At 67.9% G+C, this 25916-nt stretch carries 17 protein-coding genes and 3 pseudogenes; 10 read left to right on the top strand and 10 right to left on the bottom strand.

The window, feature by feature from the left end; translation table 11 throughout:
• The first annotated feature begins 131 nt into the window (after positions 1 to 131).
• Both CSW59_RS11435 and pgi read left to right on the top strand, forming a co-directional pair.
• Complete coding sequence (locus CSW59_RS11435; RefSeq protein WP_099444153.1) at positions 132 to 737, top strand: thioredoxin family protein; 606 nt, start codon at positions 132 to 134, stop codon at positions 735 to 737.
• A gap of 128 nt (positions 738 to 865) precedes the next feature.
• The gene (gene pgi, locus CSW59_RS11430) at positions 866 to 2485 is read left to right on the top strand and encodes a glucose-6-phosphate isomerase (protein ID WP_099444152.1); all 1620 of its coding nucleotides are present in this window, start codon (positions 866 to 868) and stop codon (positions 2483 to 2485) included.
• A gap of 143 nt (positions 2486 to 2628) precedes the next feature.
• Here pgi and CSW59_RS11425 read toward each other — a convergent pair whose 3' ends face one another.
• Both CSW59_RS11425 and CSW59_RS11420 read right to left on the bottom strand, forming a co-directional pair.
• Positions 2629 to 4695 (bottom strand): TonB-dependent siderophore receptor, encoded by a 2067-nt coding sequence (locus tag CSW59_RS11425; RefSeq protein ID WP_099444151.1) that lies wholly within the window; start codon positions 4693 to 4695, stop codon positions 2629 to 2631.
• Positions 4696 to 4875: 180 nt separating this feature from the next.
• On the bottom strand, positions 4876 to 5091 hold the full coding sequence (locus CSW59_RS11420; RefSeq protein WP_099444150.1) for a hypothetical protein: 216 nt from the start codon (positions 5089 to 5091) through the stop codon (positions 4876 to 4878).
• 672 nt (positions 5092 to 5763) lie between these two features.
• Here CSW59_RS11420 and CSW59_RS11410 point away from each other — a divergent pair.
• Positions 5764 to 6228, top strand: a pseudogene (locus CSW59_RS11410) (DoxX family protein); the annotation flags it as partial.
• Between the two features lie 550 nt (positions 6229 to 6778).
• Here the strand turns inward: CSW59_RS11410 and CSW59_RS20615 are convergent.
• Positions 6779 to 6850 (bottom strand): annotated as a pseudogene (locus CSW59_RS20615) (hypothetical protein); the annotation flags it as partial.
• A 178-nt stretch (positions 6851 to 7028) separates the two neighbouring features.
• Here CSW59_RS20615 and CSW59_RS20610 point away from each other — a divergent pair.
• The 6 genes and pseudogenes from CSW59_RS20610 to CSW59_RS21370 form a co-directional block, all read left to right on the top strand.
• On the top strand, positions 7029 to 8090 hold the full coding sequence (locus CSW59_RS20610) for a hypothetical protein (protein ID WP_143754993.1): 1062 nt from the start codon (positions 7029 to 7031) through the stop codon (positions 8088 to 8090).
• Positions 8091 to 8305: 215 nt separating this feature from the next.
• On the top strand, positions 8306 to 9793 hold the full coding sequence (gene hisS, locus CSW59_RS11400) for a histidine--tRNA ligase (RefSeq protein ID WP_099444148.1): 1488 nt from the start codon (positions 8306 to 8308) through the stop codon (positions 9791 to 9793).
• 1 nt (position 9794) lies between these two features.
• Positions 9795 to 10937, top strand: a complete 1143-nt coding sequence (locus tag CSW59_RS11395; protein WP_099444147.1) for an ATP phosphoribosyltransferase regulatory subunit — start codon at positions 9795 to 9797, stop codon at positions 10935 to 10937.
• Positions 10934 to 11893: an ATP phosphoribosyltransferase gene (hisG, locus tag CSW59_RS11390; RefSeq protein WP_099444146.1), complete on the top strand. Its 960-nt coding sequence runs from the start codon at positions 10934 to 10936 to the stop codon at positions 11891 to 11893. Before CSW59_RS11395 ends, hisG begins: the two co-directional genes overlap by 4 nt.
• 431 nt (positions 11894 to 12324) lie before the next feature.
• Positions 12325 to 12480 carry a hypothetical protein gene (locus CSW59_RS20790; protein WP_161495048.1) on the top strand — a complete coding sequence of 52 codons (156 nt, stop codon included), beginning with the start codon at positions 12325 to 12327 and terminating at the stop codon, positions 12478 to 12480.
• Positions 12481 to 12649: 169 nt separating this feature from the next.
• Positions 12650 to 12762, top strand: a pseudogene (locus CSW59_RS21370) (hypothetical protein); the annotation flags it as partial.
• Between the two features lie 243 nt (positions 12763 to 13005).
• Here the strand turns inward: CSW59_RS21370 and CSW59_RS11385 are convergent.
• From CSW59_RS11385 to CSW59_RS11370, 4 genes are all read right to left on the bottom strand, one after another.
• Complete coding sequence (locus tag CSW59_RS11385) at positions 13006 to 15180, bottom strand: TonB-dependent siderophore receptor (protein ID WP_143754992.1); 2175 nt, start codon at positions 15178 to 15180, stop codon at positions 13006 to 13008.
• A gap of 158 nt (positions 15181 to 15338) precedes the next feature.
• Entirely contained in the window at positions 15339 to 16715 is a 1377-nt protein-coding gene (locus tag CSW59_RS11380) for an efflux transporter outer membrane subunit (RefSeq protein WP_099444144.1), read from the bottom strand.
• Positions 16715 to 17839 (bottom strand): HlyD family secretion protein, encoded by a 1125-nt coding sequence (locus CSW59_RS11375; RefSeq protein ID WP_099444143.1) that lies wholly within the window; start codon positions 17837 to 17839, stop codon positions 16715 to 16717. The genes CSW59_RS11380 and CSW59_RS11375 overlap by 1 nt, the downstream gene beginning before the upstream one ends.
• The gene (locus tag CSW59_RS11370) at positions 17836 to 19512 is read right to left on the bottom strand and encodes an MFS transporter (RefSeq protein WP_099444142.1); all 1677 of its coding nucleotides are present in this window, start codon (positions 19510 to 19512) and stop codon (positions 17836 to 17838) included. The genes CSW59_RS11375 and CSW59_RS11370 overlap by 4 nt, the downstream gene beginning before the upstream one ends.
• A 204-nt stretch (positions 19513 to 19716) precedes the next feature.
• On the opposite strand from CSW59_RS11370, the gene CSW59_RS11365 reads away from it, so the two are divergent.
• Complete coding sequence (locus CSW59_RS11365) at positions 19717 to 20478, top strand: hypothetical protein (RefSeq protein ID WP_236632207.1); 762 nt, start codon at positions 19717 to 19719, stop codon at positions 20476 to 20478.
• An 83-nt stretch (positions 20479 to 20561) separates the two neighbouring features.
• Here CSW59_RS11365 and CSW59_RS11360 read toward each other — a convergent pair whose 3' ends face one another.
• From CSW59_RS11360 to ybaL, 3 genes are all read right to left on the bottom strand, one after another.
• Positions 20562 to 22694 (bottom strand): M13 family metallopeptidase, encoded by a 2133-nt coding sequence (locus CSW59_RS11360; RefSeq protein ID WP_099444141.1) that lies wholly within the window; start codon positions 22692 to 22694, stop codon positions 20562 to 20564.
• 215 nt (positions 22695 to 22909) lie between these two features.
• Positions 22910 to 23362 carry a MaoC family dehydratase gene (locus tag CSW59_RS11355; RefSeq protein ID WP_099444140.1) on the bottom strand — a complete coding sequence of 151 codons (453 nt, stop codon included), beginning with the start codon at positions 23360 to 23362 and terminating at the stop codon, positions 22910 to 22912.
• Positions 23363 to 24200: 838 nt separating this feature from the next.
• Positions 24201 to 25883, bottom strand: coding sequence for a YbaL family putative K(+) efflux transporter (gene ybaL, locus CSW59_RS11345; RefSeq protein WP_099444139.1), 1683 nt, complete (start codon positions 25881 to 25883; stop codon positions 24201 to 24203).
• Between the last annotated feature and the right edge of the window lie 33 nt (positions 25884 to 25916).

Below are 25916 nucleotides of genomic sequence, written 5' to 3'. Positions count from 1 at the left end.
TGGGCGCGGGTGGCCATGGGAGCAAGCAAGAATGGCGAAGTTTCGGCCGTGGCGACAATTTTGCGACCGTTTCGCATAACTGCGATCTGTGGCAGGGTCGGGCTGGGGAGGACATCAAACTGGAGACCGATATGCCGATCACTCGCCGTCTCGTCGCCGCCAGCCTGCCGCTGGCGGTCCTGGTTCCCACCGTCGCGAACGCCCGGCCCGCGCCGGACTTCACCGCCGTCGACGCCGACGGCAAGACGCGCTCGCTGTCCGAGTTCCGCAGCAAGACCGTGGTCCTGGAGTGGACCAACGAGGGCTGCCCCTATGTGAAGAAGCACTATGCGGGGAACATGCAGGGACTGCAGCAGGCCGCCCGCGCCGACGGCGTGGTCTGGCTGACCATCGCCTCGTCCGCGCCGGGCAAGCAGGGCCACTTCCCGGACGGCGCGGCCGCCAAGTCCTGGATGAACGCCCGCGGCGCCAAGCCCACGGCCCTCCTGCTCGACCCGGACGGGAAGGTCGCGACCGCCTACAAGGCCAAGACCACGCCGCACATGTTCGTCATCGATAAGGCGGGTCTTGTCGTCTACGAGGGCGCCATCGACGACAAGCCGACCAACAAGGTCGAGGACATCGCGGGGGCCAAGAATCTGGTCGCCGGCGCCCTGACCGACGTCAAGGCGGGGCGCAAGGTCGCCACGCCGTTCGCGACACCCTATGGCTGCTCGGTAAAGTACAAGGACGCTTAAGCGATCGGCGCGTGGCGCCTCCAAAGCCGCGCGCCGAAAAAACGTCATTGGTCCGCCATGACGCGGCGGCGGCTGTTTGCTAAGCCCGGTGCGAAAGCTCCGATCTCTCTTAGCAAGGACGCCGCCCCATGGCCGATCTCGACGCCGCCTGGACCCGCCTGGAAACCGCCGCCAAGGCCGCTGGCGAACAGCGCATCGTCGATTTCTTCAGCGACGAGCCCGGGCGTCTCGAGACCCTGACCCTGGACGTGGCTGGTCTGCATCTGGATCTCTCCAAGCAGGCCTGGGATGAGGCTGGCCTCGAGGCGGCCCTGGATCTCGCCCACGCGGCGGACGTCGAGGGCGCCCGCGCCCGCATGTTCGGCGGCGAGGCGATCAATTCGTCCGAGGGCCGCGCGGTGCTGCACACCGCCCTGCGCGCTCCCGCCGACGCGCATGTGAAAGCGCAAGGCCAGCCGGTCATGGCTGATGTCGAGGCCGTCCGCCAGCGGATGAAGGCGTTTGCAGAGGCCGTCCGCTCGGGTGCGATCAAGGGCGCGACCGGCAAGCCGTTCAAGGCGATCCTGCACATCGGCATCGGCGGCAGCGATCTTGGCCCCCGCCTGCTGTGGGACGCCCTGCGTCCCGTCAAGCCGCAGATTGACCTGCGCTTCGTAGCCAATGTCGACGGCGCCGAGTTCGCCCTGACGACGGCGGACATGGATCCGGAGGAGACCCTGGTCATGGTGGTCTCCAAGACCTTCACGACCCAGGAGACCATGGCCAACGCCGGCGCGGCGCGGGCCTGGCTGGTCGGGGCCCTGGGCGAGCAGGGAGCGAACCAGCATCTGGCCGCTATCTCGACCGCGCTGGACAAGACCGCCGCCTTCGGCGTGCCGGACGATCGCGTGTTCGGTTTCTGGGACTGGGTCGGCGGCCGCTATTCGCTGTGGTCGTCGGTGAGCCTGTCGGTGGCCGTCGCCGCTGGCTGGGACGCCTTCGAGGGCTTCCTGCGCGGCGGGGCGGCGATGGATGAGCACTTCCGCACCGCGCCGCTGGAGGCGAACGCCCCGGTCCTGGTCGCCCTGGCCCAGATCTTCAATCGCAACGGCCTGGACCGCCGGGCCCGCTCGGTCGTGCCGTACTCGCACCGCCTGCGCCGCCTGGCCTCGTTCCTGCAGCAGCTGGAGATGGAGAGTAACGGCAAGTCGGTCGGCCCCGACGGCAAGCCCGCCCAGCGGGGCACGGCCACGGTGGTGTTCGGCGACGAGGGCACCAATGTCCAGCACGCCTATTTCCAGTGCATGCACCAGGGGACCGACATCACGCCCATGGAGCTGATCGGCGTGGCCAAGTCGGACGAAGGCCCGGCCGGCATGCACGAGAAGCTGCTGTCGAACCTGCTGGCCCAGGCCGAGGCCTTCATGGTCGGGCGCTCCACCGAGGACGTCGTCGCCGAGCTGAAGGCCAAGGGCGTCGCTGACGCCGAGATCGCCACCCTGGCTCCACAGCGGACCTTCGCCGGCAACCGGCCCTCGACCCTGGTGCTGCTGGAGCGCCTGACGCCCCAGACCTTCGGCGCCCTGATCGCGCTGTACGAGCACAAGACCTTCGTCGAGGGCGTGATCTGGGGGATCAATTCCTTCGACCAATGGGGCGTCGAGCTGGGCAAGGTGATGGCCAACCGCATCCTGCCCGAGCTGGAGAGCGGCGCCGCCGGCGACCATGATCCGTCCACGGCGGCCCTGATCGCCCGTCTCAAAAAGTAGGTTCCTTCTCCCCTTGCGGGAGAAGGTGTCATCCGAAGGATGACGGATGAGGGGTTGAAAGGCCTGCCCGCCAAGCCCGTGCGACCCCTCACCCGACCGCCTTCGGCGGCCACCCTCTCCCGCAAGGGGAGAGGGGACTCTCATCAGAACGTCTTGCGCACCCGCAGGGTGACGAAGGTGCGCGGGTTGATCACGCGGTCCTCGACGAAGGCGACCGTGCGGTTTGGCCCGCGGTTGGCGAAGACCGTCCGGCGGATCGTGAAGTCGTCCCAGAGGTTCAGCTGCGCCCGGATCGCCAGGGTCGGCGTCGGCTTGTACTCGGCGAAGGCCTCGTAATAGGCCGAGCCGCGCCAGCCGCTGACCTGGTCGACGTCATAGGTCTTCTGGCCCAGCAGCGGCAGCCAGTTCACGCCCCACTGGGTCTTCCACGAGGCGATGTCCTGCTCGAAGCCGAAATTGGCCTGGGTCGGGCGGACCTGGGTGATCGGCCGGTCGCGGCCGGTCGTCGGGTCCTTCACGTGGGTCTCGTTCCAGTCGTTCTTGAAGGTCAGGCGCCCGCCCTTGATCCCGAACTTGTCGGTCGGGACCACGATGTTCAGCGACAGGCGGTCCAGCGTGCCGTCGCCGATATTGCCCACTGCCGTCAGGCCGCCGGGCAGCGGCAGGCGGTCGATCACGCCGATGATCTCGTCATGGCGGTAGGTGACGGCGACGATGCCCTCGCCCCAGAAGCGGCGCTCATAGCCGACCTCGGTGATCCAGCGCTGCTCGGGCTTGAGCTCGACATTGCCGCCATAGACATTGCCGTCGTCCAGGTCCGACGAGGCGGCGAAGTCGTCGAAGTCCAGCTGGCCCAGCTCCCGCTCGAAGCGGACGCGCACCTGGCTGCCCGATCCCGGCGTCCAGGTCGCCAGGAAGCGGGGCTTGGCGTAGAAAAAGCTCTTCTCGTGATCGGCGTCGCCCGACTGCTTGATCGTCGACTTTTCCAGCCGCAGCCCGCCCTCCAGGGTCAGCTTGGGGTTCACGCGCCAGGTGGCCTTGGTGAAGGCCTCGCCGCGCAGCTCCTCGACCTTGACCGAGGCGCTGGGCAGGGGCACGCCAACGCCGCCCACGCTATAGGCCTGGGTCACGTCCAGCATGTTGTAGGCGCCCTCGGCGCCCGCCTCCAGCGTCAGGGCCGCCGAGAAGTCGTGGCGCAGCAGGGCGCGGAAGATCGACTCCGACTCATCGCCCTCGGCCACGAAGCGCTGCTGGGCCGAAGCCTTGCCGTTCAAGCTGTCGTCGCCGGTCTCAATGCTTTCGAAGTCCTCGACCGAGTGGATCAGCCGCGTCTCCAGCGCCCATTTCGGCGCCAGCGGCCGGGCGTAGGTCAGGCCCAGCTCGCCGGTGTTTTCCTTGTCGTTGTAGGCGCTGCGGCGGAAGGTCGAGGCCGAGGTCAGCTGCGTCCACTCGTTCCAGTCCTCGCGGCCCAGGCGCGCGGTGGCTTCCAGCTTGCCGCCCAGCAGCGGTCCCGACCAGTTGCCCCGGATCGAGCGCGAGCCGCCATAGCCGTCGTCCAGATAGGCCTCGTCGCGGATCAGCTTGCCCGTCCCGTCCTGGCGCGTGCTGCGGCCCGGGCCGTTGGAGTCGCTGGTGCTGATGCCGTCGCTGAGCGTCACGCCCCAGCTGGTGTCGCCGTTGGTGGCCGTGAACTGGTAGCTGCCGCCATAGACGTCGTGGCCGCCGTCGAACAGCGCCGCGTTCCAGGTGGCGATCTGCTGGTGGTTGACGCCCTTCTTCAGCATGACGTTGGCCACCACCGAAAAGCCCTGCATGTCGACGCCCGGCGCGCCGCCCCGGATCAGCTCGATCCGCTCGACCCGGTCGGCCGGAATGCGCGCCAGCACGTTGCTGGCCGTGTCGTTCTTCGAGGCCGGGCGGTTGCCGTTGATCAGCACATTGCCGACCGCGCCTTCGAAGCCCCGCGTGCCCGCGCCGTCCTGGATGGTGAAGCCCGGCACCCGGGCGACCATGTCCTGGGCGGTGTTTGGACGGTTGGCGGCGAAGAAGTCCGGGGTGAAGACCAGCACGCCCTTCTGGGCCGCGTCGTCCAGCGGGGCCTGAGACGCAGGACCCGTGGGGACCGGCGCCACGGCGGCGGCCTGGGCCGACGCGCCGATGGCGAGCAACACGGCGGCGGTCGTCGCCAGAAGCGCGGTCTTGGTCATCAATTTTCCCCTCACGAGGAAAGCTGTGGCCGCCGCCCCTGTTCATCTCAAGTTACAATCGCGAAAGGTGGATTACATCTTTGATAGGTTCGGGTTCGTCATATCTATACCGGCGGAGCTGTGGATAAACCTGGCCGCGCCGGCCGAAAGTCTTAAGACTTCGTGTAGAGGCGCCCCCCAGGATCAGCCGTCGTTGGCCGGCGGGGCGTGGGCCTCGGGGACGGGCGGCAGGCTCTCCACTCGCGCCTTCACGGCCTGGAGCAGTTTGTATTCCTGCCGCCGCATCAGCTCGTCGAAGACCCGGGACCGCTCGGCGCGGATCGCCTCGATAGAGCTGTCGGCGTTGACGGCGCTGGTTTGGGGTGAAGTCGGCGAGGCCGGGGGTCTGTGCTTGGACATGCGAGGTTCCTCTTGGTTTGGACATGCGGCGACGGTCTTCCGCCGGAAAAGCCGGCGGGCTGGGGAGGCGGCGGAGCTCCGGGGCGCGCCCGGAAAAATGTAGGAGTTACCGTTTCGACGAGACCCGGATGCTCCGCGCGATCGTTTGGACGAAAGCCCTCGGGGCGCGGGGTTTTAACCCGCTTCCGAAAAGAGGCCCTCGGCGGGCGGGAGGGAAAGCGACCCTCCCGGACCGCGCGGGCGATTTCAGCCCGCGCCTGGCGCGGTTCTCTCGGCGTCGCGAGCATGGCCCCCGGCCCGACCGCCGGAAGGAGCCGCCCCGTCCGGAGCTGTCGCCCTTCCGCCGGCCCGCCGGGCCCCGCGACGCCGAGCCGGACCGCATCCCGCTCGACCACCCCGCCGCCCGTTCGGTCGCCAGCTGGACGGCCTCCCCCGCGACGGGGCGAGAACAAGTATGGGCGCCATTCCAGAGGGGGAGGATAGATTGACGTGTAAAAGTGAGAAGTGATTGATTTCGTGGGATTCGATTCCGGATACGCGGCTGCGTATAGGGGCAAAATCCTCCCCCAGCGGGGGAGGTGTCCGCGCAGCGGACGGAGGGGGAAGACCTGCTGACCCGGCCTCTTCCCCCTCCGTCGTCTCTTCGAGCCGACACCTCCCCCGCTGGGGGGAGGATTTTCGCCCGCCCCCTGTCGGCTCCCGCCGCCCCCATCCGTCCTCGCTCCAAACGGAGGGACGACACACATGCGCGAGAAGATCACGACCTGGGCCGGATGGATGCTGTCGGGGGCGTTCGCCCTGTTTATCGCCACCGCCTCGGTCGCGCCGAAGCTGCTGCATCACCCGGCGGCGACGGGGACCCTGGAAAAGCTGGGCTGGGACCCGCGCCACACCCTGACGATCGGGATCATCGAGGCTGCGTGCCTGGCGCTCTACCTGATCCCGCGCACCCGCCTGTTGGGCGCGGTGCTGTTCACGGGCCTCTTGGGCGGCGCCATGGCGACCCAGATGCGCGCCGAGAGCCCGCTGGTCAGCCATACCCTGTTCAGCGTCTATCTGGGCCTGTTCCTGTGGGGCGGCCTGTGGCTGCGCGACCCGGTGCTGAGAGCGCTGTTCCCGGTGCGGCTGGGGAAGTAGGGGCGTTGTCGGAATCCCTCTCCTTCAGGGAGAGGGAGGGGCCCGCCGCGCAGCGGGGGGAGGGTGAGGGGTTACGGGGGCTGACGCTGTGCCGGCCCGCCGTCGGACGCCGTACCCCCTCACCCCAACCCTCTCCCCATGGGAGAGGGAGCGTGGCGGCGCTCAGTCCCCCGACCGCCCCAGGCCTCGCGCGGAACCATGCGCGCTCTCCCAAGGGGGAACAATGCGTGAACAATATCGCGCCGTCACCCCCACAAAACCCACCGTCATTCTCGCCCTTGTGGCGAGAACCCCTGGTTCAGCTTCCACGTGAGACGCCAGCGAACCGCCAGCGGTTCGCCCCTCCCGCACTTGCGGCGGATAGAGGGGTTCCCGCCACAAGGGCGGGAATGACGGAGTTTAATAGGATTGGTCAGTTAAGCCCCCGACCGCCCCAGGTCGGGCCAAGCCTTACATCTCTTGGAGGCTGCAGCGTGCTGGGCGGGCCGGGTTGGTCAAAGGCATGCCCTCGGGCCGGCGAAGCCGGTCCCGGGGGACGGCGCTCCGCGCCGCCGCGCCGCGGCCGCCCTCCGGGCGGTCCTTGAGCAACCCGGCCCGCCCAGCGATCGTCTCGCCGTGAGATGTAAGGAGGGCTGCGGCGGCATTACTCGCCTGAATTCACTTTTTCTGCAAAGCTGCTAGCTATCAGAATATGCCGCAATCGAGTTGTTTTAATGAATGACACGAGAAAAAATTATGCATCAGACGAGGTAGTATCTCGCCTCAACGCTGCTGGGCCGCATCTATCTAGCGCGAAGTATGTGTACTATCACGACGAGGCGGTTGATCCATTTTATGCTGTATTACGAGAAGCGAATTGGATTATGGACGCGATTCCGGGGCTTCTGGAAATACGAGGGATATTGGTATTCGCGGTCGTGGGAGGGTCAAATTCTCCCTATCAAATAGCCCGCGTCGGTGACGATGAGTTTGTTCTGCTCGTTGATCAAAGGGCTTTCTATTATTTGCTAACGATATGCCTTCGAATTCAATCTCTGAGCCCTTTGTCAAAAATACTTCATAGTGATGAGAAGCCAAATGAGAAGAATTATTATGGAAAATTTCTGCTAGATATTACTAAAGATATCGTATTCCATACTGATGATATCGCGCCGCTGTTGACCGGAAAGGTGCATCGGTCGATATTTCAGGCTGCATTTACGTATATCATTGGGCACGAGTTGGCCCACGTTTCTCATGGTCATCTTGAGTTTCTGAAATCACCCGCGTTCTCTGAATTCAATTCGAGCGAAGATGATCGTAATTTGACGTTGAGAACCCTTGAGATGGATGCAGATAGCTCGGCTACGTCGAGTGTATTCGATGTTTTTGAGCATGTTATGAGGACGCGCCCGCCAGACTTGGATGGAGGCGCTCATGATTATGTGAAATTGCTTCGAACGCACTATGTGGCAGGTGCCTTCATCGCGTTATTATATCTTGACACCTTGGCGTCTAATTACAATCCGACGCGCCATCCCGTTGGCTATGCGCGGTTTCTCACTACTTCCGGTGTATTTTCACGCATCTTTGGAACTTATTGCCCTGATTCAATCGGTATCCCCGAGCAGGTTCGAGCTGCGATCGTCGAGACGTTCGTTAGGCTTAGCGGCAGCTTAGAAGGTCTTTGTCACCCGATCGCCTCAAACGTCACGCTGATAGAGAGGGGAAAAGAACCTATTGCGCTCTATAACGAGATAGGAATCGCTGCCGGTCTTGAGCATCTGGAGCCCTTGCACGGTCGTTGGGCGCGAATTCGGCCGTATCTGGAGGCGTTTCATCGCGGAGGGAGGCTTGCTCCCGCATCTGCTACGCCCTTGTAGGCTCCCCCTTCCCCTCACCGCCGCCATCCGCTACACCGCCCCCCGCAATGACCCGCACGCCGCACCATCACGGCCACCACCACCATCCGACCTCGCCTCGCGGGATCGGCCGGGTCCGCTCGCTCTAACAGCAAGCCCCCAGCCAGCCCCCGCCTAGCGGATGGGGCTTGGCTCAAGCGCCATCCGTCGAAGCCTTGAAGTTCTAAGGACCGACGATGACCACCGCCTCCGACGACACCACCCCGCAAGACTTCCGCCCCGAGGCGCGCAGCCCCCGAGGCTTCGCCGACAAGCGCGCCCGCGACCTGCGGGCCGAGCGGGCGATCCTGGAGGCGGTGTCGGCGGTCTATGAGCGCTACGGCTTCGAGGCGCTGGACACCGGGGCGTTCGAATACGCCGACGCGCTGGGCAAGTTCCTGCCCGACAGCGACCGGCCCAACGAGGGCGTCTTCGCGCTGCAGGACGATGACGAGCAGTGGATGGCGCTGCGCTATGACCTGACCGCGCCGCTGGCGCGGTTCGCCGCCCAGAATTGGGAGACCCTGCCCAAGCCGTTCCGCCGCTACGCCTTCGGGCCGGTGTGGCGCAACGAGAAGCCGGGGCCGGGGCGCTTCCGCCAGTTCATCCAGTGCGACGCCGACACGGTGGGCTCGGCCCGTCCGGAGGCCGACGCCGAGATCATCGCCATGGCCGTCGAGGGCCTGGAGGCCGCGGGCCTGCCGCGCGGGGCGGCGGTGCTGAAGATCAACAATCGTAAGCTCCTGAACGGCCTGCTGACCGCCGCGGGCGCCGACAGCGCCGGCCAGAAGCTGGCCGTGCTGCGCGCGGTCGACAAGCTGGACCGCCTGGGCGTCGACGGCGTGCGGCTCTTGCTGGGCGAAGGGCGCCTGGACGAGAGCGGCGACTTCACCAAGGGCGCGGGCCTGAAGGGCACGGCGGTCGACTCGGTGCTGGACTTTGTCCAGGCCGGGGCGGGCGGTCGCGCCGCGACGCTGGACAATATCGCGCGCGTGATCGGCGGCTCGGCCGAGGGCGACGAGGGCCTGTTGGAGCTGTCGCGGATCGACGCGGCCCTGACCAGCCTCGGCATCGCCGACGACCAGGCCTTCATCGACCCGTCGATCGTGCGGGGGCTGGAATACTACACCGGCGCGGTGTTCGAGGCCGAGCTGCTGCTGTCCACCACCGACGAGAAGGGCAATAAGGTCTCGTTCGGCTCGATCGGCGGCGGCGGGCGCTATGACGACCTGGTCGCGCGGTTCACCGGCACGGTGACGCCGGCGACGGGCTTCTCGTTCGGGGTGTCGCGCCTGGCGGCGGCGCTGCGGGCGGCGGGACGCGAGCCGGGCGGCGTGGCGCGCGGGCCGGTGGTGGTGATCACCTTCGACCAGGCGCATATGCCCGAGTACTTCTCCGTGGTCGGACAGTTGCGGGCGGCGGGCATTCCGGCCGAGGTGTATCTCGGGACCTCGGGCATGAAGCCGCAGATGAAATATGCCGACCGCCGGGGCGCGCCGGCCGTGGTCATGCTGGGCGGCGACGAGATCGCCGCCGGCACGGTGACGATCAAGGACCTCGACGCGGGCCGGATGGCCGCCGAGGGTCTGGCCGACAACGCCGCCTGGAAGGCCGAGCGTCCCGGCCAGCAGACCATTCCGCGCGGCCAGCTGGTCGACGCCGTTCGCAAGATCATCGGGGGCTGATGTGAGGCTCGAGCGTTCCATTCCGGCGGAGGCGCTCGACGCCATCCGCGCTCCGCTTTTGGCCGCCGACGCCGCGCCGACCGACGCGCCGGTGCTGCAGCCGCTGGGCCTGCTGCTGGACCTGGCCGGCGAGGCCATGCGTTCGCGCCTGTTCGTCGTCTCCGGCGACAGCGGCGAGGAGGCGGCTCTACGCCCCGACTTCACCGTCGCCGTGGCGCGGCAGCACTTTTCCGGTGGCGCGTCGGCGGGCCGCTACCGCTACGAGGGCAAGGCCTTCCGCGTGGCCCCGCGTGGCTCTGATCGCGCCGAGGAGTTCCTGCAGATCGGGATCGAGGCCTTCGAGGCCGGCGATCCCGTCGCCGCCGACGCCGAGATGGCGGCCCTGGCCTGGGCGGCCTCGGCGGCCGGCGGGCGCGGGGACCTCTCCTTGGTGCTCGGCGACGTGTCGTTGTTCGCGGCCTTCGTCGAGAGCCTCGATCTCGCCGCGCCCCTGGCCGCCCGCCTGAAGCGCGCCTTCGCCAAGCCGCGCCAGCTGAAGGCCGAGCTGGACGGCTCGTCTGAGCGCGGACTGGCTGCGGACGAGGAAAAAAGCCGCATCGCCGCCCTGCTGGCCGGCTTGCCCGAGGCCGAGGCGTCGGCCGTGCTGCAAGAGCTGTGGTCCCTGGCCGGCATCGAGCCCGTCGGCGGTCGCCGCCCGGCCGAGATCGCCCGCCGCCTGGTCGAGAAAGCCGAAACCGCCAAGGCCGGCCGTCTCGATGCGGACCAAGCCGCCAAGGTCCGCGCCTTCCTGGCGGTGTCGGATCGTCCGGACGCCGCGCTCGACGCCATCGGCGCCCTCGCGGGTCCGAACGATGCGAGCTTGAAGGCCGCGATCGCCGCCTGGCGCGCGCGTCTGTCGGGCATGGCCGCCGCCGGCGTGCCGCTGGAGCGTGCGACCCTGGCCGCCGCCTTCGGCCGGGCATTCGGCTATTACGACGGCTATCTGTTCGAGGTCCGCTCGGCGGCCTTGAGCGACGAGCGGCCGATCGCGGCCGGCGGCCGCTATGACGGCTTGCCCGGACGGCTGGGCGTCTCCACCACCAACACCGGCGCGGTCGGCTTCATGGTCCGTCCCGCGCGCGCCTATGCGGGAGGCGGCGAATGAGCTCCGCACCGATGATCTTCGCCATTCCGTCCAAGGGCCGCCTGAAGGACCAGGTCGAGGCCTGGCTGGCCGAGTGCGGCTTCAAGCTGGAGATGACCGGCGGCGCGCGCGGCTATTCGGCCGAGCTGTCGGGCCTGCCCGGCGTCTCGGTGCGCCTGCTGTCAGCCGGCGACATCGCCGCGGGCCTCGACAGTGGCGACCTGCACCTGGGCGTCACCGGCGAAGATTTGCTGCGCGAGCGCGGCGATGACATGGACAGCCGGGTCATGCTGCTGCGCGCGCTCGGGTTCGGCCGCGCCGACCTGGTCGTGACCGCGCCCAAGAGCTGGCTCGACGTCGACACCATGGCCGATATCGACGAGGTCGGGCACGCGCATCTGGCCAAGACCGGTCGGCGCCTGCGTGTGGCGACCAAGTACGTGACCCAGACCCGCGCCTTCTTCGCTCGCCACGGCGTCGCCGACTACCGCATCGTCGAGAGCAGCGGCGCGACTGAGGGGGCCCCCGCCGCCGGCGCGGCCGAGCTGGTGGTCGACATCACCACCACCGGCGCGACCCTGGCGGCCAACGGGCTAAAGATCCTGTCCGACGGCGTGATCCTGAAGAGCCAGGCCCAGCTGACGGCCTCGCTGCTGGCCGGCTGGAACGGCGAGCAGCTGGACGCCCTGCGCCGCCTGCTCTCGGTGGTCGAGGCCAAGGGGCGGGCGGGCAAGCTCGCGACCCTCGTTTGGCCGGCCGAGCAGGACCGCGCCGCCCAGGACGCCGTCGCCGGCTTCGTCGCCAAGGGCGGCTCGCGCCGGGCTAACGGCGCCCTCTTGGCCACCGCCGACCTGTTCGACGCCGCCGCCGCCCTGGCCGAGGCCGGGGTCGAGCCGGTGACCGTCTCGCGTCCAGACTATGTCTTCGAGTCGCGCTCGGCGGTGCTGGACCGTTTCGTGGCGACCCTCGAAAAGTAAGTTTTGACTGTCTCGTCAAAAATAACACCGGAATCCGAGGGTAAAACCGACTTTTCAGTCCAAACTACGCCAACGGCGTCAAAAATTCGTCCAATCCTTTGCAGAAAACGGCTTTGACGCGTTGACACCGTCACGAATTTGACGTTTCTACACACTGCAAGGACGAAACGAGCCCAACAGAGAGCTCCCGTTCTTCGGCGTTTCGGGGAGGAAACGCCCGCCTAGATCGAATGATCGAGAAAATAGCCAGCCCGTCGCGATTATCCCCCGCGGCGGGTTTGGTGTATCTGGGCCCTAGCTTCTCTTTTTTACATCTTCGTCAAAAATGTGCGACGGGGAAATCCGCGCAACCCTGCGTCGTCGGGCCGCAGCGCGCGCTCGGGAATCTCGGGCCATCCTGCCTCGTGATTGGGAGGCTTCGGGAGATGGCCATGGACGAGTTCATTCGCCGCAAGAATATCGAGCTGTTCCGCGCCAAGCTGCGGCGCGAGCCCGACCCCGACATGCGCGAGACGCTGGAAGAGCTGCTCAAGGAATACGAGGCCCTGCCGATGGGCGGCGGCGACAACTCGCCGATCGCGGCCTAGGGGCGCAAGCCCCGGCCCTTCGCGATCGGGGCTCAACGTATCAACCAGACCATCATTCCCGCCCTGGTGGCGAGGGGAATAGACCGGCCCGGACATTCCGGTTTCCGGCGTCGGAAGCGGACCTGGCGATCGTCTGTTCGGGGAGGGTAGCGGAAGTTGGCTCAGAAGCGCCCCCTCCGTCTCGCTGCGTATCCGCAGCGATCCACCTCCCCCGCAAGCGGGGCAGGAGGGTGTGGCCTCCTCCTCACCCGTGAAACGGGGGAGGTGGCGCGGCGCCGATAGGCGACGTGACGGAGGGGGCGCTCCAACGTCCAACTAGGGTCGTGAGCCCTCTTCAGCATCCCGGCGACAATCGGACCTTCAGATCGCCACGACGAGCCAATTGTAGGCTTCGGATCAGACCCGCCCTGAAATGACGGGAACGGGCCGCCACGGACATTCCGGTCGCGGACGCGGAAGGTGGACAGGCCACGGTCCGTTCGGGTGGAAGGCGGCCGCCCGCGCGTCCGGCGGCCGCCCTCACGGTCAGAAGGCGTGGCGCAGCGTGACGCGCACGCGACGCGGCTCGCCGTAGACGAAGCCCGCGAACCAAACGTTGTTGCTGTAGTAGGTCTTGTCGAACACGTTATCGACGTTGAGCTGGACCAAGGTTTGGTCCGTGACCTTGAACTGCCCCATCAGGTTCACCAGCACATAGGCGGGCTGGCCGACGGGCTGCGTCAGGCCCGTGCCAGGATTGACCGCCGTCTGCGGCGGCCGGCTCTCCCAGCGCAGCGATCCGCCCACGCTGATCCGGTCCAGGGCGCCGGGCAGCTCATACTTGGTGGATAGGCGCAAGACGCGCCGCGGGTGATGGGCCTGGACATTCGCGCCGTCGCCGTCCTTGGCTGAAAACTGGCTCCAGCCCACGCTGACGTCCCAGCCGTCCAGCACCTGGCCCTGAACCTCGGCCTCATAGCCCTTGGACACCGTGCCCTGGGCGGCGCGATAGGCCGGATCGGTTGTGCCCGGAACCAGGAAGCCGTCATCGGCCACCGGGAAGTTGTTTTGTTCGACGCGGAAGATCGCGGTGGAGGCCCGCAGGCGTCCGCCCATCAGGTCCACCTTCAGCCCCGCCTCGTAGTTGTCGCCCTCGAGCGGGTCGAGGTACTGGCCGTTGCGATCCTTGTAGTCCTGCGGATCGAAGATGCTGGTGTAGCTGGCATAGGCCGACAGGTTTTCCGTCAGGTCATAGATCAGACCGGCATAGGGCGTGAGGACGTTGGTATGCTTCAGCGTGAACGCCGCTGGCGTATAGACCGCAACCTCTTCCTCGCGCTTCCAGTCGCTGAGGCGGGCGCCGGCGATCAGCTTCAGGCGGTCCAGCAGTTGCAGTCGGGTCGCGCCGTAGACAGCGGCCTGCGTGGTCGTCCCAAGACCCGACATATCGTAGCGCGGGCCCCAGGTCGGCTCCGGATAGCTGCCGTCCCACTGGCGGAAGTCTCCCGAGTCCGCCACGGCCGAGACGGGATCTTGGTTGGTCCAGCCATTGGACAGGCGGTTGTACATGGCGCCCAGCACCAGCTCGTGCTCGCGGCCGAACAGGTCGTAGGCGCCCTTGACCGTGAGGTTGAGGTTCCACTGCTTTGGCGCGGTCTTGTACCAGTAGGGCCAGGCGCTCATCCCGACGCCGGTCTGGGCGTCCAGGGCGCCCCACATCCAGAGCAGCTTGGAGTCTTCCTTCTGGCGGTGATAGGCGGCGTCGCCCCGGATCGACCAGCGGTCGTTCAGCGAGTGCTCCAGGGTGACGAACGCGGCCTGCTCGGTGGTGTCCCACTGGTTCCACTTGGCGGCGCTGGTCTGAGAGCGCGGCCAGTCGGTGCGCACGCCATTGCTGTACCAGTAGGGCAGTTGCCCCCACAGCGTGCCGCTGCGCTCGTCGCGCTGGTGGCTGGCCCCGATGCTGAGGCGCGTCTTGTCGCCCAGATCGGCGTCGATCACGCCGTACAGGGTGAAGCCCTTGTTGTGTTCCAGGTCGATGAAGCCGTCCTCATCATAGACCTCGGCGACGAAGCGGCCGCGCACGGCGCCGTCGCGGGTCAGCGGGGCCGACACGTCCGCCGTGCCGGAGAAGCGGTTCCAGGACCCGGCTTCCAGGGTCAGCTCGCCCGAAAACTCCCGCGCGGTCGCATGCTTGCGCACCAGGTTGATGGAGGCCGAGGGCTCGCCGGCGCCCTGCATCAGGCCGGTGGCGCCGCGCACCACCTCGACCCGCTCATAGAGCGCCGTACTGGTCTCCTCCAAACCGATATTACCCGTTTCGAACGGCACGCCATCCAGCTGGAAGTTGGTGATCTCAAAGCCCCGCGCCGACAGGCCATTGCGCCCCCGGTCCACCGCCTTCACCGAAACGCCGGTCGTGTAGGCCAGCACTTCGGTCACCCTGGACGCGGCCTGATCCTGGATCTGCTCCCGCGTGATGACGCTGAGAGACTGAGGCGTCTCTCGCGGCGTGAGGTCCAGACCCGTCGCCGTCGTGTTCTTGGCCGCGCCGCGCCCGTACACGAGCAACTCATCCACCGCGACCTTGTCGTCGGCCGCCGCTTCCTGCGCCCAGGCCGCCGAGGGCAGCAGGGCCATCGCCGGCAGCAGCGCGACGAGAGACGCTGATCGCGCCAACTTGAGCCGACGCGCGACCGTTGAAGATGTTGTTGCGTGCATTGAGCGCTCCTCCCGATTCAGGAGCGACTAGGTATTGCATGTGAAAATCATTTGCAAATTTGTGTCACAATTGAACGATGTTGAGTTGTCGGGCGACGAGCCGGCGCGCCTAAGGTCTCAACCGCTGAAAGCGGTTTCAGCTAAACCAGACAGAGGCGCTAGCGCCCCGTCTCCGTCCACCCGCCGCCGAGCGCCTGGTACAGCGCCACGGCGTTCTGCAGCCTGGCCTCGCGGACCTGTGACAGCGCGAGATCCGTCGCCAGCAGGCCGCGCTGGGCGTCCAGCTCTTCCAGATAGCTGACATAGCCGGCCTGATAGCGCTTGCGGGCGTGGTCGAGGGCCGAGGCCGCAGCGGCGCGTTGGCGGACGGCCGCAGCCTCCTGCTCGGCTAGGCGGTCGGTCCCTTCAAGCGCGCTCTCGACCTCGCTGAAGGCGGTCAGCACGGCCTTGCGATAGGCGAAGGCGGCCTGGTCGCGGCGGGCCGTGGCGGCGTCGGACTGGGCCCGCAGGCGACCCCCGTCGAAGATCGGCGCCAAGGCGCTGGCGCCCACGGTCCAGATGGTCAGGGTGTCGACGTTCCGGACGGACATAACGCCTGCGCCCCCCGACAGGCGCACCTGGGGCAGGAAGGCGGCGCGGGCGGCCGCCAGGCTGGCGTCGGACGCGGCCAGCGTCGCCTCGGCCTGGGCGATGTCGGGCCGGCGGGTCAGCAGCGACGAGGGCAGGGGCGCGGCGGGCTGGGGGATGACGAGCCCGGCCAGCGTCCCGCGCGGGATCGCTTGTGACGTCTGGCCGACCAGCAGGGCGAGGGCGCCTTCCTGGCGGCGGATCGCCAGTTCCAGGGCCGGGACGCGCTGGGCGGCGGCCTCCAGCTCGCCCTCGGCCTGACGCAGCTCCAGATCAGAGGTCACGCCCTCCTTGGCGCGGCGGCGAGCGCGGACGGCGGCCTCCTGGCGCGAGGTCAGCGTGCCCTGGGCGGTGGCCAACTGGGCGTCCAGCGACAGCAGGGCCACATAGGCGCGCGCCACGGCGGCCGATACCGACAGGCGCGCGGCGTCGCGGGCGTCACGGCTGGCCTGCAGGCTGGCGCGGCCGGCGGCGTCAGCGGCGCGCAGGCGGCCCCAGAGATCGACCTCATAGGCGACCTGGACCTGAGGCTGGACGGCCAGAAGGGTTTCGGGCCGGCCAAAGGCGCTGAGTTCGCGCTGCTTCTGCAGGCCGGCCGAGGCATTGACCGACGGCAGCAGGGCGGCGCTGGCCAGGCGGCTCTGGGTCTCGGCTTCGCGCACGCGCGCCTCGGCGGCGCCGAGGTCGGCGTTGTAGGTCAGGGCGGCGGCGATCAGGTCCGACAGACGGGGGTCGCCGAACGCCTTCCACCAATCGGCGGCGGCGGCGTCTTCCGAAACGGTGGCGGCGGCGCGCCAGCCGGTCGGCGCCGTCACGGCGGCCGTGGGCGGCGGCGCGGTCTTCGGTCCCGGCGTCGCGCAGGCGGCCAGGGCGCTCAGGCTGACGAGGCCGATCAGGGCGCGGCGCATCAGTGGCGAGCCTTGGCGGTATCGACCTCGGCCTCGACCGACATGCCGGGCCGCAGGCGGGCCAAGTCCGGCTGACCGGCGTCGAGCACGATGCGCACCGGCAGGCGCTGGGCGATCTTGGTGAAGTTGCCGGTGGCGTTCTGCGGCGGCAGGATGCTGAATTCCGAGCCGGTGGCGGGTGAGACCTGCTGGACCTTGCCCGTGAAGCGCTGGTCGCCCAGGGCGTCGACCGTGACGCTGGCCGGCTGGCCGGGACGCATGCGGCCCGACTGGCGCTCCTTGAAGTTGGCGATCACCCAGCGCTGCGGCGGCACCAGCGAGACCAGCTGGCTGCCGGCGGTGACCCACTGGCCCTGGCGCACCCCGACCTGGCCCAGCTGGCCGTCGGCGGGGGCGGTGACGAGGGTGTTGGTCAGGTCGATCTCGGCCAGACGTAGGGCGGCCTTGGCGGCGGCGACCGAGGCCTCCAGCCCCCCGCGCGACACGCCGACCGAGCGGATGTCCTGGCGGGCGATCTCGCCGCCGGCCTTGGCCGAGGCGAGCGTGGCTTCGGCGGCGCGCAGGGCCGCGCGGGCCTGGTCGCGTTCGCGCAGGGAGACCGAGCCGTCGGTGGCCAGCTCGGCGACGCGGGCCATGTCGGCGCGGGCTCGTTCGACCTGGGCCTGGGCCGAGGCGATGTCGGCGTGACGGCTCAGCAGGGCCGCCTCGCGCCCGGCCTGGGCCTGGGCGGAGTTGGCCAGATCCGCCTCGCGCGCGGCCAATGTGGCGCGGGCCTGCTCCACGCGCTGGGCGTAGATGCGCTGGTCGATCGTGAACAGCGGCTGGCCCTTGCGGACGGTCTGGAAGTCCTGGGCCGAGACCTGGACGACATAGCCGCTCAGCTGGGGGGCCACGACCGTCACCTGGCCTCGGACATAGGCGTTGTCGGTCCGCTCGATCGAGCCGCCGAATGGGGGCAGCTTCCACAGGAACAGGATCAGCAGGATCACGGCCAGGGTGACGCCGGTTGTGGCCAGGATCGCATAGGCGCTGGGCGGCTTGGGCCGGGCGGGCGGCGGCGCGGCCGAGGCGGCGCGATCTTCTGGCTGGGGCGCGGAGCCGGACGGTGAAGTCGCGTCGGTCATGCGGTCTCTCGGGCTGGAACGGTGGGGGCCGGCGCGGCGTCGGCCTGGGCCTTCATGCGCAGGCCCAGGCGCGTAAACAGGAAGCCGGCGTAGAAGAACTGAACGAGAGCGACGACGCCGACCACCAGGAAGACGTCGTTGAACGCCAGGATGTTGGCCTGCTGCGTTACCTGCTGTGTTAGCAGGGCGCTGGCGTCGGCGGCGCGTAGCGCAGGATCGGCCTGGGTCGAGGCGTAGACGCCGCCATAGGTCTGCAGCGTCGCGGCGACCGTCGGATCAGCGCCGGTCAGGCGCTCGGCCAGGCCCACGGCGTGCTGCTGGGTCCGCACCGTCTGCAGCGTGCCCAGCATGGCCGCGCCGAACAGGCCGCCCAGGCTCTGGGCGACGCCGAACATGACCGAGAAGGTGATGATCGAGCCCAGGCCTCGGGTCAGCAACTGACCGATGCCGAACATGAAGGACGGACCCAGGAACATGGTCGCGGCGAAGGCCAGCAGGGCCTGGCTGAAATAGAGCTCGCCCGGCCCGGTCTGGGGCGTGGACCGCGCGTCCAGGAAGGCGGCGATGGCGATCAGCAGGATCGAGCCCAGGAACTGCGCCGGCAGGGTCTTCTGGGTCAGGGTCGCGGCGCTGACCACCAGGCCGGCGGCCGTGGCGGCCAGGACGATGGCGTACAGCAGGCGCTGCTGCTCGGCCGCGAAGCCCAGAGCCTGCATCAGGCCTGCGGCGCCGACGGTCTGCTCCGACAGGATCACTCGCACCAGGGCGACGTTCAGACAGAAGCGCAGGAAGGTCCCGGTCGCGACCCATCGGGTGTCGATCAACGGGTGCGTCCGGCGGTGCTCGACGATGCTCCCGGCCGCCAGCAGGAGGACGGCGGCGATCAGGCACCAGCCCAGCCATGGGGCCTCGAACCACCAGACGATGCGACCCAGACCCAGGACCGCGACGATCAGGCCAAGGCCGCCGCCTAGCAGGGCGAAGGTCAGGGCGTCGACGCCTTCGAACACGTGGATGCGCACGCCGTGCGGCAGGCGGAACAGCCAGACGGCGGCCAGGCACAGGGCCGCCAGGCTGGCCTCCAGCGCATAGAGCCCGTGCCAGTAGCCCGCGTCCAGCAGGCTGGTGGAGATCACCCGGGCCAGGGGCGAACCCAGCTGCGAGACCCCGACCCCCAGCACCAGGGCGCCGATCCGGAACGAGGCGGGAAAGGCCTGCAACATGTAGAACATCGCCAGCGCCGTCAGGGCCGCCGCGCCCACGCCGCTGATCGCCCGCAGGATCAGGGCCATGGCGAAGTTGTCGAGCGCCAGGTGGGCGAAGGCGGCGACCGTGTACAGGCTGAGGAACACCAGGGCGAACCGGCGGATGCCGAACTGCTGGCGGTACTTCACCAGCAAGAGGTTCATCGAGATGTTGGTCATGATGTAGATCGTGGTCAGCCACGCGCCCTGCGTGGGCGTCAGGCCCAGCGACCCCTGGATGGCCGGCAGGTTGACCTGGATCAGGGCCTGGCCCAGCGAGCCGGTGATCCCGATCAGCAGGCTGATCAGGCCGTGAATGACCCGGAACTGGACTGGAAAATGCGGCGTCGACGGCGAGCCGGGCAGGAAGGGCCGCTCGTGCGGAAGCCAGTCCGGCGTCTGTCCGATCTGTTGGCCGTGCTGGGGCATGAGGTCTCGACTGGGTGTCGAGGTCTTTTACTCCGCGGCGCCTGCGCGGCAAGGTTTAGTCTCGGCTGCGCGCACTCGCCTGCTCTGTTCTCGCGAGTAAGGGGGCCGTCGACGCCGTGGTTAAATCGTGGTTCCCGATTTGGCGTAACGGCGATATTCCAGTTAGATTGGCCCGACGGGGCCGCGCAGCGCGGGGGGGCATGCATGAGCACGACTGAAGTCTGGGCGCCGCCGAACGATCTGGGGTTCTTTCGAAACCTCGTGACGGTCATGGCCGTGGTCGAGATCGCGGGCTTCGTCCTGCAGCTGGCCATGAGGCGGTCGAGCTTCGGCGCGCCGCTAGTCGTGCATTTTCACGCGGTGGTGTTCATGGGCTGGGTGGCGATCGTCGTCGCCCAGGCCTGGCTGGCGAGCGGTGGGGCCTTGCGCCTCCACCGGACGCTGGGCGGTCTGGCGCTGGTCTGGGTGCTGGCCTTGCTGGTTCTGGGGCCGTTGGTGACGCTGGCGGCGGTCCGTGCCGGGCGTACGCCGTTCTTCTTCCAGCCACAGCACTTCGTGGTGGCCAATCCAGCCACCCTGCTGGGCGCGGTCGGGCTGTTCGCCGCCGCCGTCGTCCTGCGCCGCAGCCGCGACTGGCACATGCGCCTGCAGGTCGGATCGTTCACGATGCTGATGGGGCCGGGGCTTGGCCGCATCCTGCCGCTGCCGTTCCTCAAGCCCTATGCGTTCGAGGTGGCTGCCGGGGCGGCGGTGATCTTCCCCCTGATCGGCCTGGCGCGGGACTGGAGGTTGCGCGGGCGGCCGCATCCGGCGTGGTTCTGGACGATCGGCGTGCTGGCCGCGTCCCTGATCGGGGCGCGTGTCCTGGCCGCGTCGCCAGCTGGCGATGCTATCTACGCCGCTGCGGCCGCAGGAGCCCCCGCCGCCCCGGCGGACGGCCGCGCCTTCCCCAAGCCCCCGTTCTAGGCGCCCGATGTGAAAAGGGCCGGCGATCGCTCGCCGGCCCTGGATCCTGGCCCGTCAGAGGGGGGCGCGGGACGTTCTGGCGACTACCAGATCTTCACGCGCTCTTCCGGCGGGATGTAGAGCTTGTCGCCCGCCTTGACGTCGTAGGCCGAGTACCAGCCGGGCTGGTTCCGGATCGTGCCGTTGACGCGGTAGTAGCCCGGCGAGTGCGGATCGCTGGCGATCTGCTGTTTGAGGGCGTCGTCGCGCGACTTGCCGCGCCACACTTGGGCCCAGCCCAGATAGATGCGCTGGTCGCCGGTGAAGCCGTCCAGCACCGGGGCGGGCTTGCCCTTCAGCGACAGGTGGTAGGCTTCTAGGCCAAGCGTCAGGCCGGCCATGTCGCCGATGTTCTCGCCCATGGTCAGCTTGCCGTTGACGTGCATGCCCGGGAACGGCTCGAACGCCGAGTACTGGGCGCCCAGCCGGTCGGCCTGGGCGTTGAACTTGGCGGCGTCTTCGGCCGTCCACCAGTCGCGCAGCACGCCGTCGCCGTCGGACTTGCGGCCCTGGTCGTCGAAGCCGTGGCCGATCTCGTGGCCGATCACGCCGCCGATGCCCCCGTAGTTGATGGCCGGGTCGGCGTCGGGGTGGAAGAACGGCGCCTGCAGGATGGCGGCCGGGAACACGATCTCGTTGTTGACCGAGTTGTAGTAGGCGTTGACCGTCTGCGGGGTCATGCCCCACTCGGTCTTGTCGACCGGCTGGTTCAGGCGCTCGACGTCGTGGCGATAGTCCCACGCGCCGGTGCGGATCATGTTGCCGTAGGCGTCGCCTTCCTTGATCTCCAGCTTGGAGTAGTCACGCCACTTGTCGGGATAGCCGATCTTGACGGTGAACTTGGCCAGCTTGTCCTGCGCCTTGACCTTGGTCTCCGGGCCCATCCAGTCGAGATTGTCGATGCGGGTCTTCAGGGCCGCGCGGACATTGGCGACCAGATCCAGCATCTTGGCCTTCGACTCCGGCGGGAAGTAGGCGGCGACGTATTCCTTGCCGACAGCTTCGCCCAGCATGCCGTTGACCTGGGCCACGGCGCGCTTCCAGCGCGGACGCTGTTCGGGCTGGCCCGACAGGGTCTTGTTGCGGAACTCGAAGTTGGCGTCGACGAAGCGCTTGGACAGCATCGGGGCGGCGCCGTCGGCCACCTTGAACGCCTGCCAGGCCTTGAGCGTCTCCAGCGGGGTCTCGGCGTAGATCTTGGCGTACTTGGGGAACGCGGTGTTGGTCGTGACGATGAAGCGGTCGATCTTCGGCAGCTCGGTCCCGACCAGATAGCGGTTCCAGTCATAGCCCGGCGTCATCGCCTGCAGCTCGGCCAGGGTGGCGGGGTTGTAGGTCTTGTCGCGGTTACGGCGCTCGACGCGGGTCCACGAGGCCTCGGCCAGCTTGGTCTCGAAGTCGACGATGGCCTTGGCGTTCTCGGCGGGCTTTTCCCAGCCGGCCAGGGTCAGCATCTTCTCGACATAGACGAGATAGGCGGCCTTCTTGTCGGCGAACTTGGCCTCCAGGTAGTAGTCGCGGTCGGGCAGGCTGAGGCCGCCGGTGCCCGCATAGACGGCGTAGCGCTGAGGGTTCTTGGCGTCCGTCGAGACGCCTAGGCCGATCAGGTCGGTGTAGGGCGTCGTCGAGCTCTTGCCCATCAGGGCGGTGAAGTCGTCCTTGGTCTTGACCTTCTTGACGCCGTCCAGCCAGGGCTGGATCGGCTTGGCGTCCAGCTTTTCGATCGCGGCTTCATCCATGAAGGCGCGGTAGGCGGCGCCGATCTTGGCCTTCTCGCCGGTCGCGGCCTTGTCGGCGGCGGCGACCTCGATGATCGCCTTGGTGCGAGCTTCCGACAGCTCGGCCAGCTTGTCGAAGTTGCCGTAGCGGACGCGGTCCGACGGGATTTCGGTCTTGGCTTCCCAGGTCCCGTTGGCGAACTTGTAGAAGTCGTCGCCGGGCTTCACGGTGGTGTCCATGCCCGAGATGTCGAAGCCCCAGGTCCCGAAGCGCGGGGATTCCAGCGAGGTGGTGTCGCCGGCGGCGGCGCCCGACGCCGCGCCCGAGACCGCGAAAGGCAGGATGGACTGCATCACGCAAGCGTCGTCGATGCAGGCGTGCTGTTCATGGGCCGAGACCCCGAAGGCCGACAGGGACAGGGCCGCGAGGGCCGCCGCGCCGAACAAAACTCTTTTCATAGAAATCGCATCCGTTGGTATGAGCCGGCGGCAATCTGCAACGATGCGAAACGTTTTGCTTCCTTAAAAAAAGTTCATGTTGGCGCCGCTTGGGCGCCGCGCGTCGAGAACCGCTGGCGCGGGCGCTCAGCGCCCGTCCGAGTGGCGGGGCGCGGCCGGGCGATCGTCGTTACGGAAACTTTTGCCTGAGAGGGGAAACCCGATCCGGGAGAGCGTCAGCCCTTGGCGGGACGCCGGCGGCGAGGGACGCGAACGATCGCCTCGCCGTCCATGATCGGGTCCTCGCCGACCAGGGCCTCGCAGCGCAAGGTGACGCGAGCGCTGACCTCGTCGATCGCGGCCACCGTCACGCGGGCGATGACCACATCGCCGATCCGCACCGGGCGATGGAAGGCCAGGGTCTGGGACAGATAGATCGAGCCCGCGCCCGGCAGGATGGTGCCGACCACGGCCGATCCGAACGAGGCCGACAGCAGGCCATGGGCGATCCGGCCGCGATAGGCGGTCTTGGCGGCGAAGGCTTCGTCGATATGGACGGGGTTGAAGTCGTCCGACGCCTCGGCGAACAGGCCGATGCGCTCCTCGGTGACGGTCACGCGCTTCTCGGCCGTCATGCCGACCGACAGTTCTTCAAGAATGTAGCCGCCCGAGGCGTGTGGCTGGATCATGACGCCGCGTTACCGGGCGGGGAGCGCGGTGGCTAGCGAAAAAGGGCGGAAGGGGGGCGTCGGAGTTCCATGTGCGGCTTGAATAAGGGCGGCGACCTCGTCAGGCTCGCCTCCGTCGAACCGGCAAAGTTGCAATTCAACCCGACCAAGGTGGCGTCGGCCCAGGGGGCAGCTGCCTTGCTTTAGCCACCGTCAAAACCGCGAAGTTCTCGCGTATGTCTGTGGAGTTCGATCAAGGCAGCTCTCTCGCCGCTGTTGGAAGTCCGCAATCTATTAGGCCATGATACGGGCCCCATGCACACACGGATGGGCCGAGGTCAACATGACCTAAGTTGACCAGCAGCAACGCCGCCATCGCAATGACAAATAGCGCTACCGCTAAGATGAACCTCCGCTTCAAAACGGCCCATAGTTCAAAGATACTCAGAAGATGCGCGGCGCTGAGGATTGCGAAGCTTGCAACATTTTGAAGAAGCACACCAGGCCACATCAACAATGCTACCCAGACCGAAAGGGCGGCAACGCAAAGGCTGAGAACACACACGAACCATGCGGCGATCTGGAGAACCCTGTTCATGCCGCACATTACCACGTGCCAAGTGGCCTAAAGGCAAGCTTCATGAGCTGCTCGGAACTTCCGCAAAGGATCGATCCGAGACGTCGCATCCAGCCAGAAAACCTTCCCGGCGAATGCCGGGACCCAGATCGAACTCGCGAGCGCTTACCGGTTTGCGCCGAGCGGTGTCGCGTCATCCCCGACCTCCCTGGATGAATCTGGGCCCCGGCATTCGCCGGGGAGGTCGGGGGATTATGAGCCGTCCAAGGAGGCGGACGGGCCTCAGTGCGCCGTCGCCGCCGCCGCCGCCGGCGCAACTGGCTTACGCGGTGCTTTCGCCAGCATCCCCCGCGCGATCTCGTCCTCGCCGATCAGGGCGTGGGCGGCGCCCATCTGCTTGAGCAGGGCGACGTCGGCGTCGGTGTAGGCGCGGGCGATGATCAGGGCCTTGGGGTTGGCGGCTCTCGCCTGCTCGATGATCCGGGCGGCCTCGAACGGGTTGGGCACGGCGACGAACAGGTGGGTGGCCTTGTCGAGTCCCGCCTCCAGCAGAACCTCGGGCTTGACGGCGTTGCCGGCGACGGTCTCGAAGCCGGCGCGGCGCAGGTCCTGCGCGCGCTCGACGTCATCCTCGATCACCACCAGCGGCGTGCGGCCCTTCAGGCCCTCGGCCACGGCCTTGCCGACCCGGCCATAGCCGACCAGCACCGCGTGCGGCTGGGCGGCGGCGCTCATCGTCGGCGGCTCGCCGCGCGCCTTGGCCTCCTTGGCGATCATCTTGGGCAGGACGCGGTCCAGGATCGCAAACAGCAGCGGGTTGACCAGGATCGACAGGATGGCGCCGGCCAGCACCAGGTCACGGCCCTCCGGCGGCAGCAGCTTCAGCGAGACGCCCAGGCCCGCCAGGATGAACGAGAACTCGCCGATCTGGGCCAGGCTGACCGAGATGGTCAGGGCCGTGCTCATCGGCCGCCTGAAGGCCCGCACGATGATCAGGGCGGCGATCGACTTGCCCACCACGATGATCAGCAGGGTCGCCAGCACCGCCAGCGGCTCACGCAGCAGCACGCTGGGATCGAACAGCATGCCGATCGAGACGAAGAACAGCACCGCGAAGGCGTCGCGCAGCGGCAGGGTGTCGTTGGCGGCCTGCTGGGACAGCTCGCTCTCGGCCATGATCATGCCGGCGAAGAAGGCCCCCAGCGCGAACGAGACGCCAAACAGCGCCGCCGAGCCGAACGCTACGCCCAGGGCGATGGCCAGCACGCCCAGGCGGAACAGCTCGCGCGAGCCCGTATGGACGATGCGATGCAGGATCCACGGGATCACGCGCCGGCCGACGATCAGCATGAAAGCCACGAACGCCACGACCTTGCCGATCGTCAGGGCGAAGGCGCCCAGCATCCCGCCGCCAGCGGCCGTTGAGGCCGGCGCCTCGCCGCCCAGCACGCCCGACAGCGCCGGCAGCAGAACCAGAGCCATCACCATGGCCAGGTCCTCGACGATCAGCCAGCCGACCGCGATCTTGCCGCGACCGGTCTCGACCAGCCGTCGCTCCTGCAGGGCGCGCAGCAGGACGACGGTCGAGGCCACTGACAAGGCCAAGCCGAACACGATCCCCGCGCCGACGCTCCAGCCGAGGGCAAGCGCCAGGCCCAGACCCATCACCGTCGCCGCCGCGATCTGCACGACCGCGCCCGGAATGGCGATCTTGCGCACCGCCATCAGGTCCTTCAGCGAAAAGTGCAGCCCGACGCCGAACATCAGCAGGATCACGCCGATCTCGGCCAGCTGAGGGGCCAGTTCCTGGTCGGCGACATAGCCAGGCGTGAACGGCCCGACGACCACGCCGGCCAACAGATAGCCGACCAGCACCGGCAGCTTCAGCCGGTTGGCGATGGCGCCGAGGATGAAGGCCAGGCCCAGGCCCGCGACGATGGTGGCGATCAGCGAGGTGTGGTGCAAAGCTTCTCCTTGACGGTCATCTTTTTCGGGCGT

Source organism: Caulobacter sp. BP25 (assembly GCF_002737755.1).
Classification (GTDB): Bacteria; Pseudomonadota; Alphaproteobacteria; order Caulobacterales; family Caulobacteraceae; genus Caulobacter.
Note: the sequence above shows the minus strand (reverse complement) of the source record. Positions and strands in the feature narration are given on the sequence as shown.

Bases quoted from the DNA above. Each gene is read 5' to 3' on its own strand.
- CSW59_RS11355 (WP_099444140.1), bottom strand. From the start codon at position 23,362: ATGATCCAGCCACACGCCTCGGGCGGCTACATTCTTGAAGAACTGTCG.
- pgi (WP_099444152.1), top strand. From the start codon at position 866: ATGGCCGATCTCGACGCCGCCTGGACCCGCCTGGAAACCGCCGCCAAG.
- hisS (WP_099444148.1), top strand. From the start codon at position 8,306: ATGACCACCGCCTCCGACGACACCACCCCGCAAGACTTCCGCCCCGAG.
- hisG (WP_099444146.1), top strand. From the start codon at position 10,934: ATGAGCTCCGCACCGATGATCTTCGCCATTCCGTCCAAGGGCCGCCTG.
- CSW59_RS20790 (WP_161495048.1), top strand. From the start codon at position 12,325: ATGGACGAGTTCATTCGCCGCAAGAATATCGAGCTGTTCCGCGCCAAG.
- CSW59_RS11420 (WP_099444150.1), bottom strand. From the start codon at position 5,091: ATGTCCAAGCACAGACCCCCGGCCTCGCCGACTTCACCCCAAACCAGC.
- CSW59_RS11375 (WP_099444143.1), bottom strand. From the start codon at position 17,839: ATGACCGACGCGACTTCACCGTCCGGCTCCGCGCCCCAGCCAGAAGAT.
- CSW59_RS11380 (WP_099444144.1), bottom strand. From the start codon at position 16,715: ATGCGCCGCGCCCTGATCGGCCTCGTCAGCCTGAGCGCCCTGGCCGCC.
- CSW59_RS11360 (WP_099444141.1), bottom strand. From the start codon at position 22,694: ATGAAAAGAGTTTTGTTCGGCGCGGCGGCCCTCGCGGCCCTGTCCCTG.
- CSW59_RS11435 (WP_099444153.1), top strand. From the start codon at position 132: ATGCCGATCACTCGCCGTCTCGTCGCCGCCAGCCTGCCGCTGGCGGTC.
- CSW59_RS11385 (WP_143754992.1), bottom strand. From the start codon at position 15,180: ATGCACGCAACAACATCTTCAACGGTCGCGCGTCGGCTCAAGTTGGCG.
- CSW59_RS11365 (WP_236632207.1), top strand. From the start codon at position 19,717: ATGAGCACGACTGAAGTCTGGGCGCCGCCGAACGATCTGGGGTTCTTT.
- CSW59_RS11370 (WP_099444142.1), bottom strand. From the start codon at position 19,512: ATGCCCCAGCACGGCCAACAGATCGGACAGACGCCGGACTGGCTTCCG.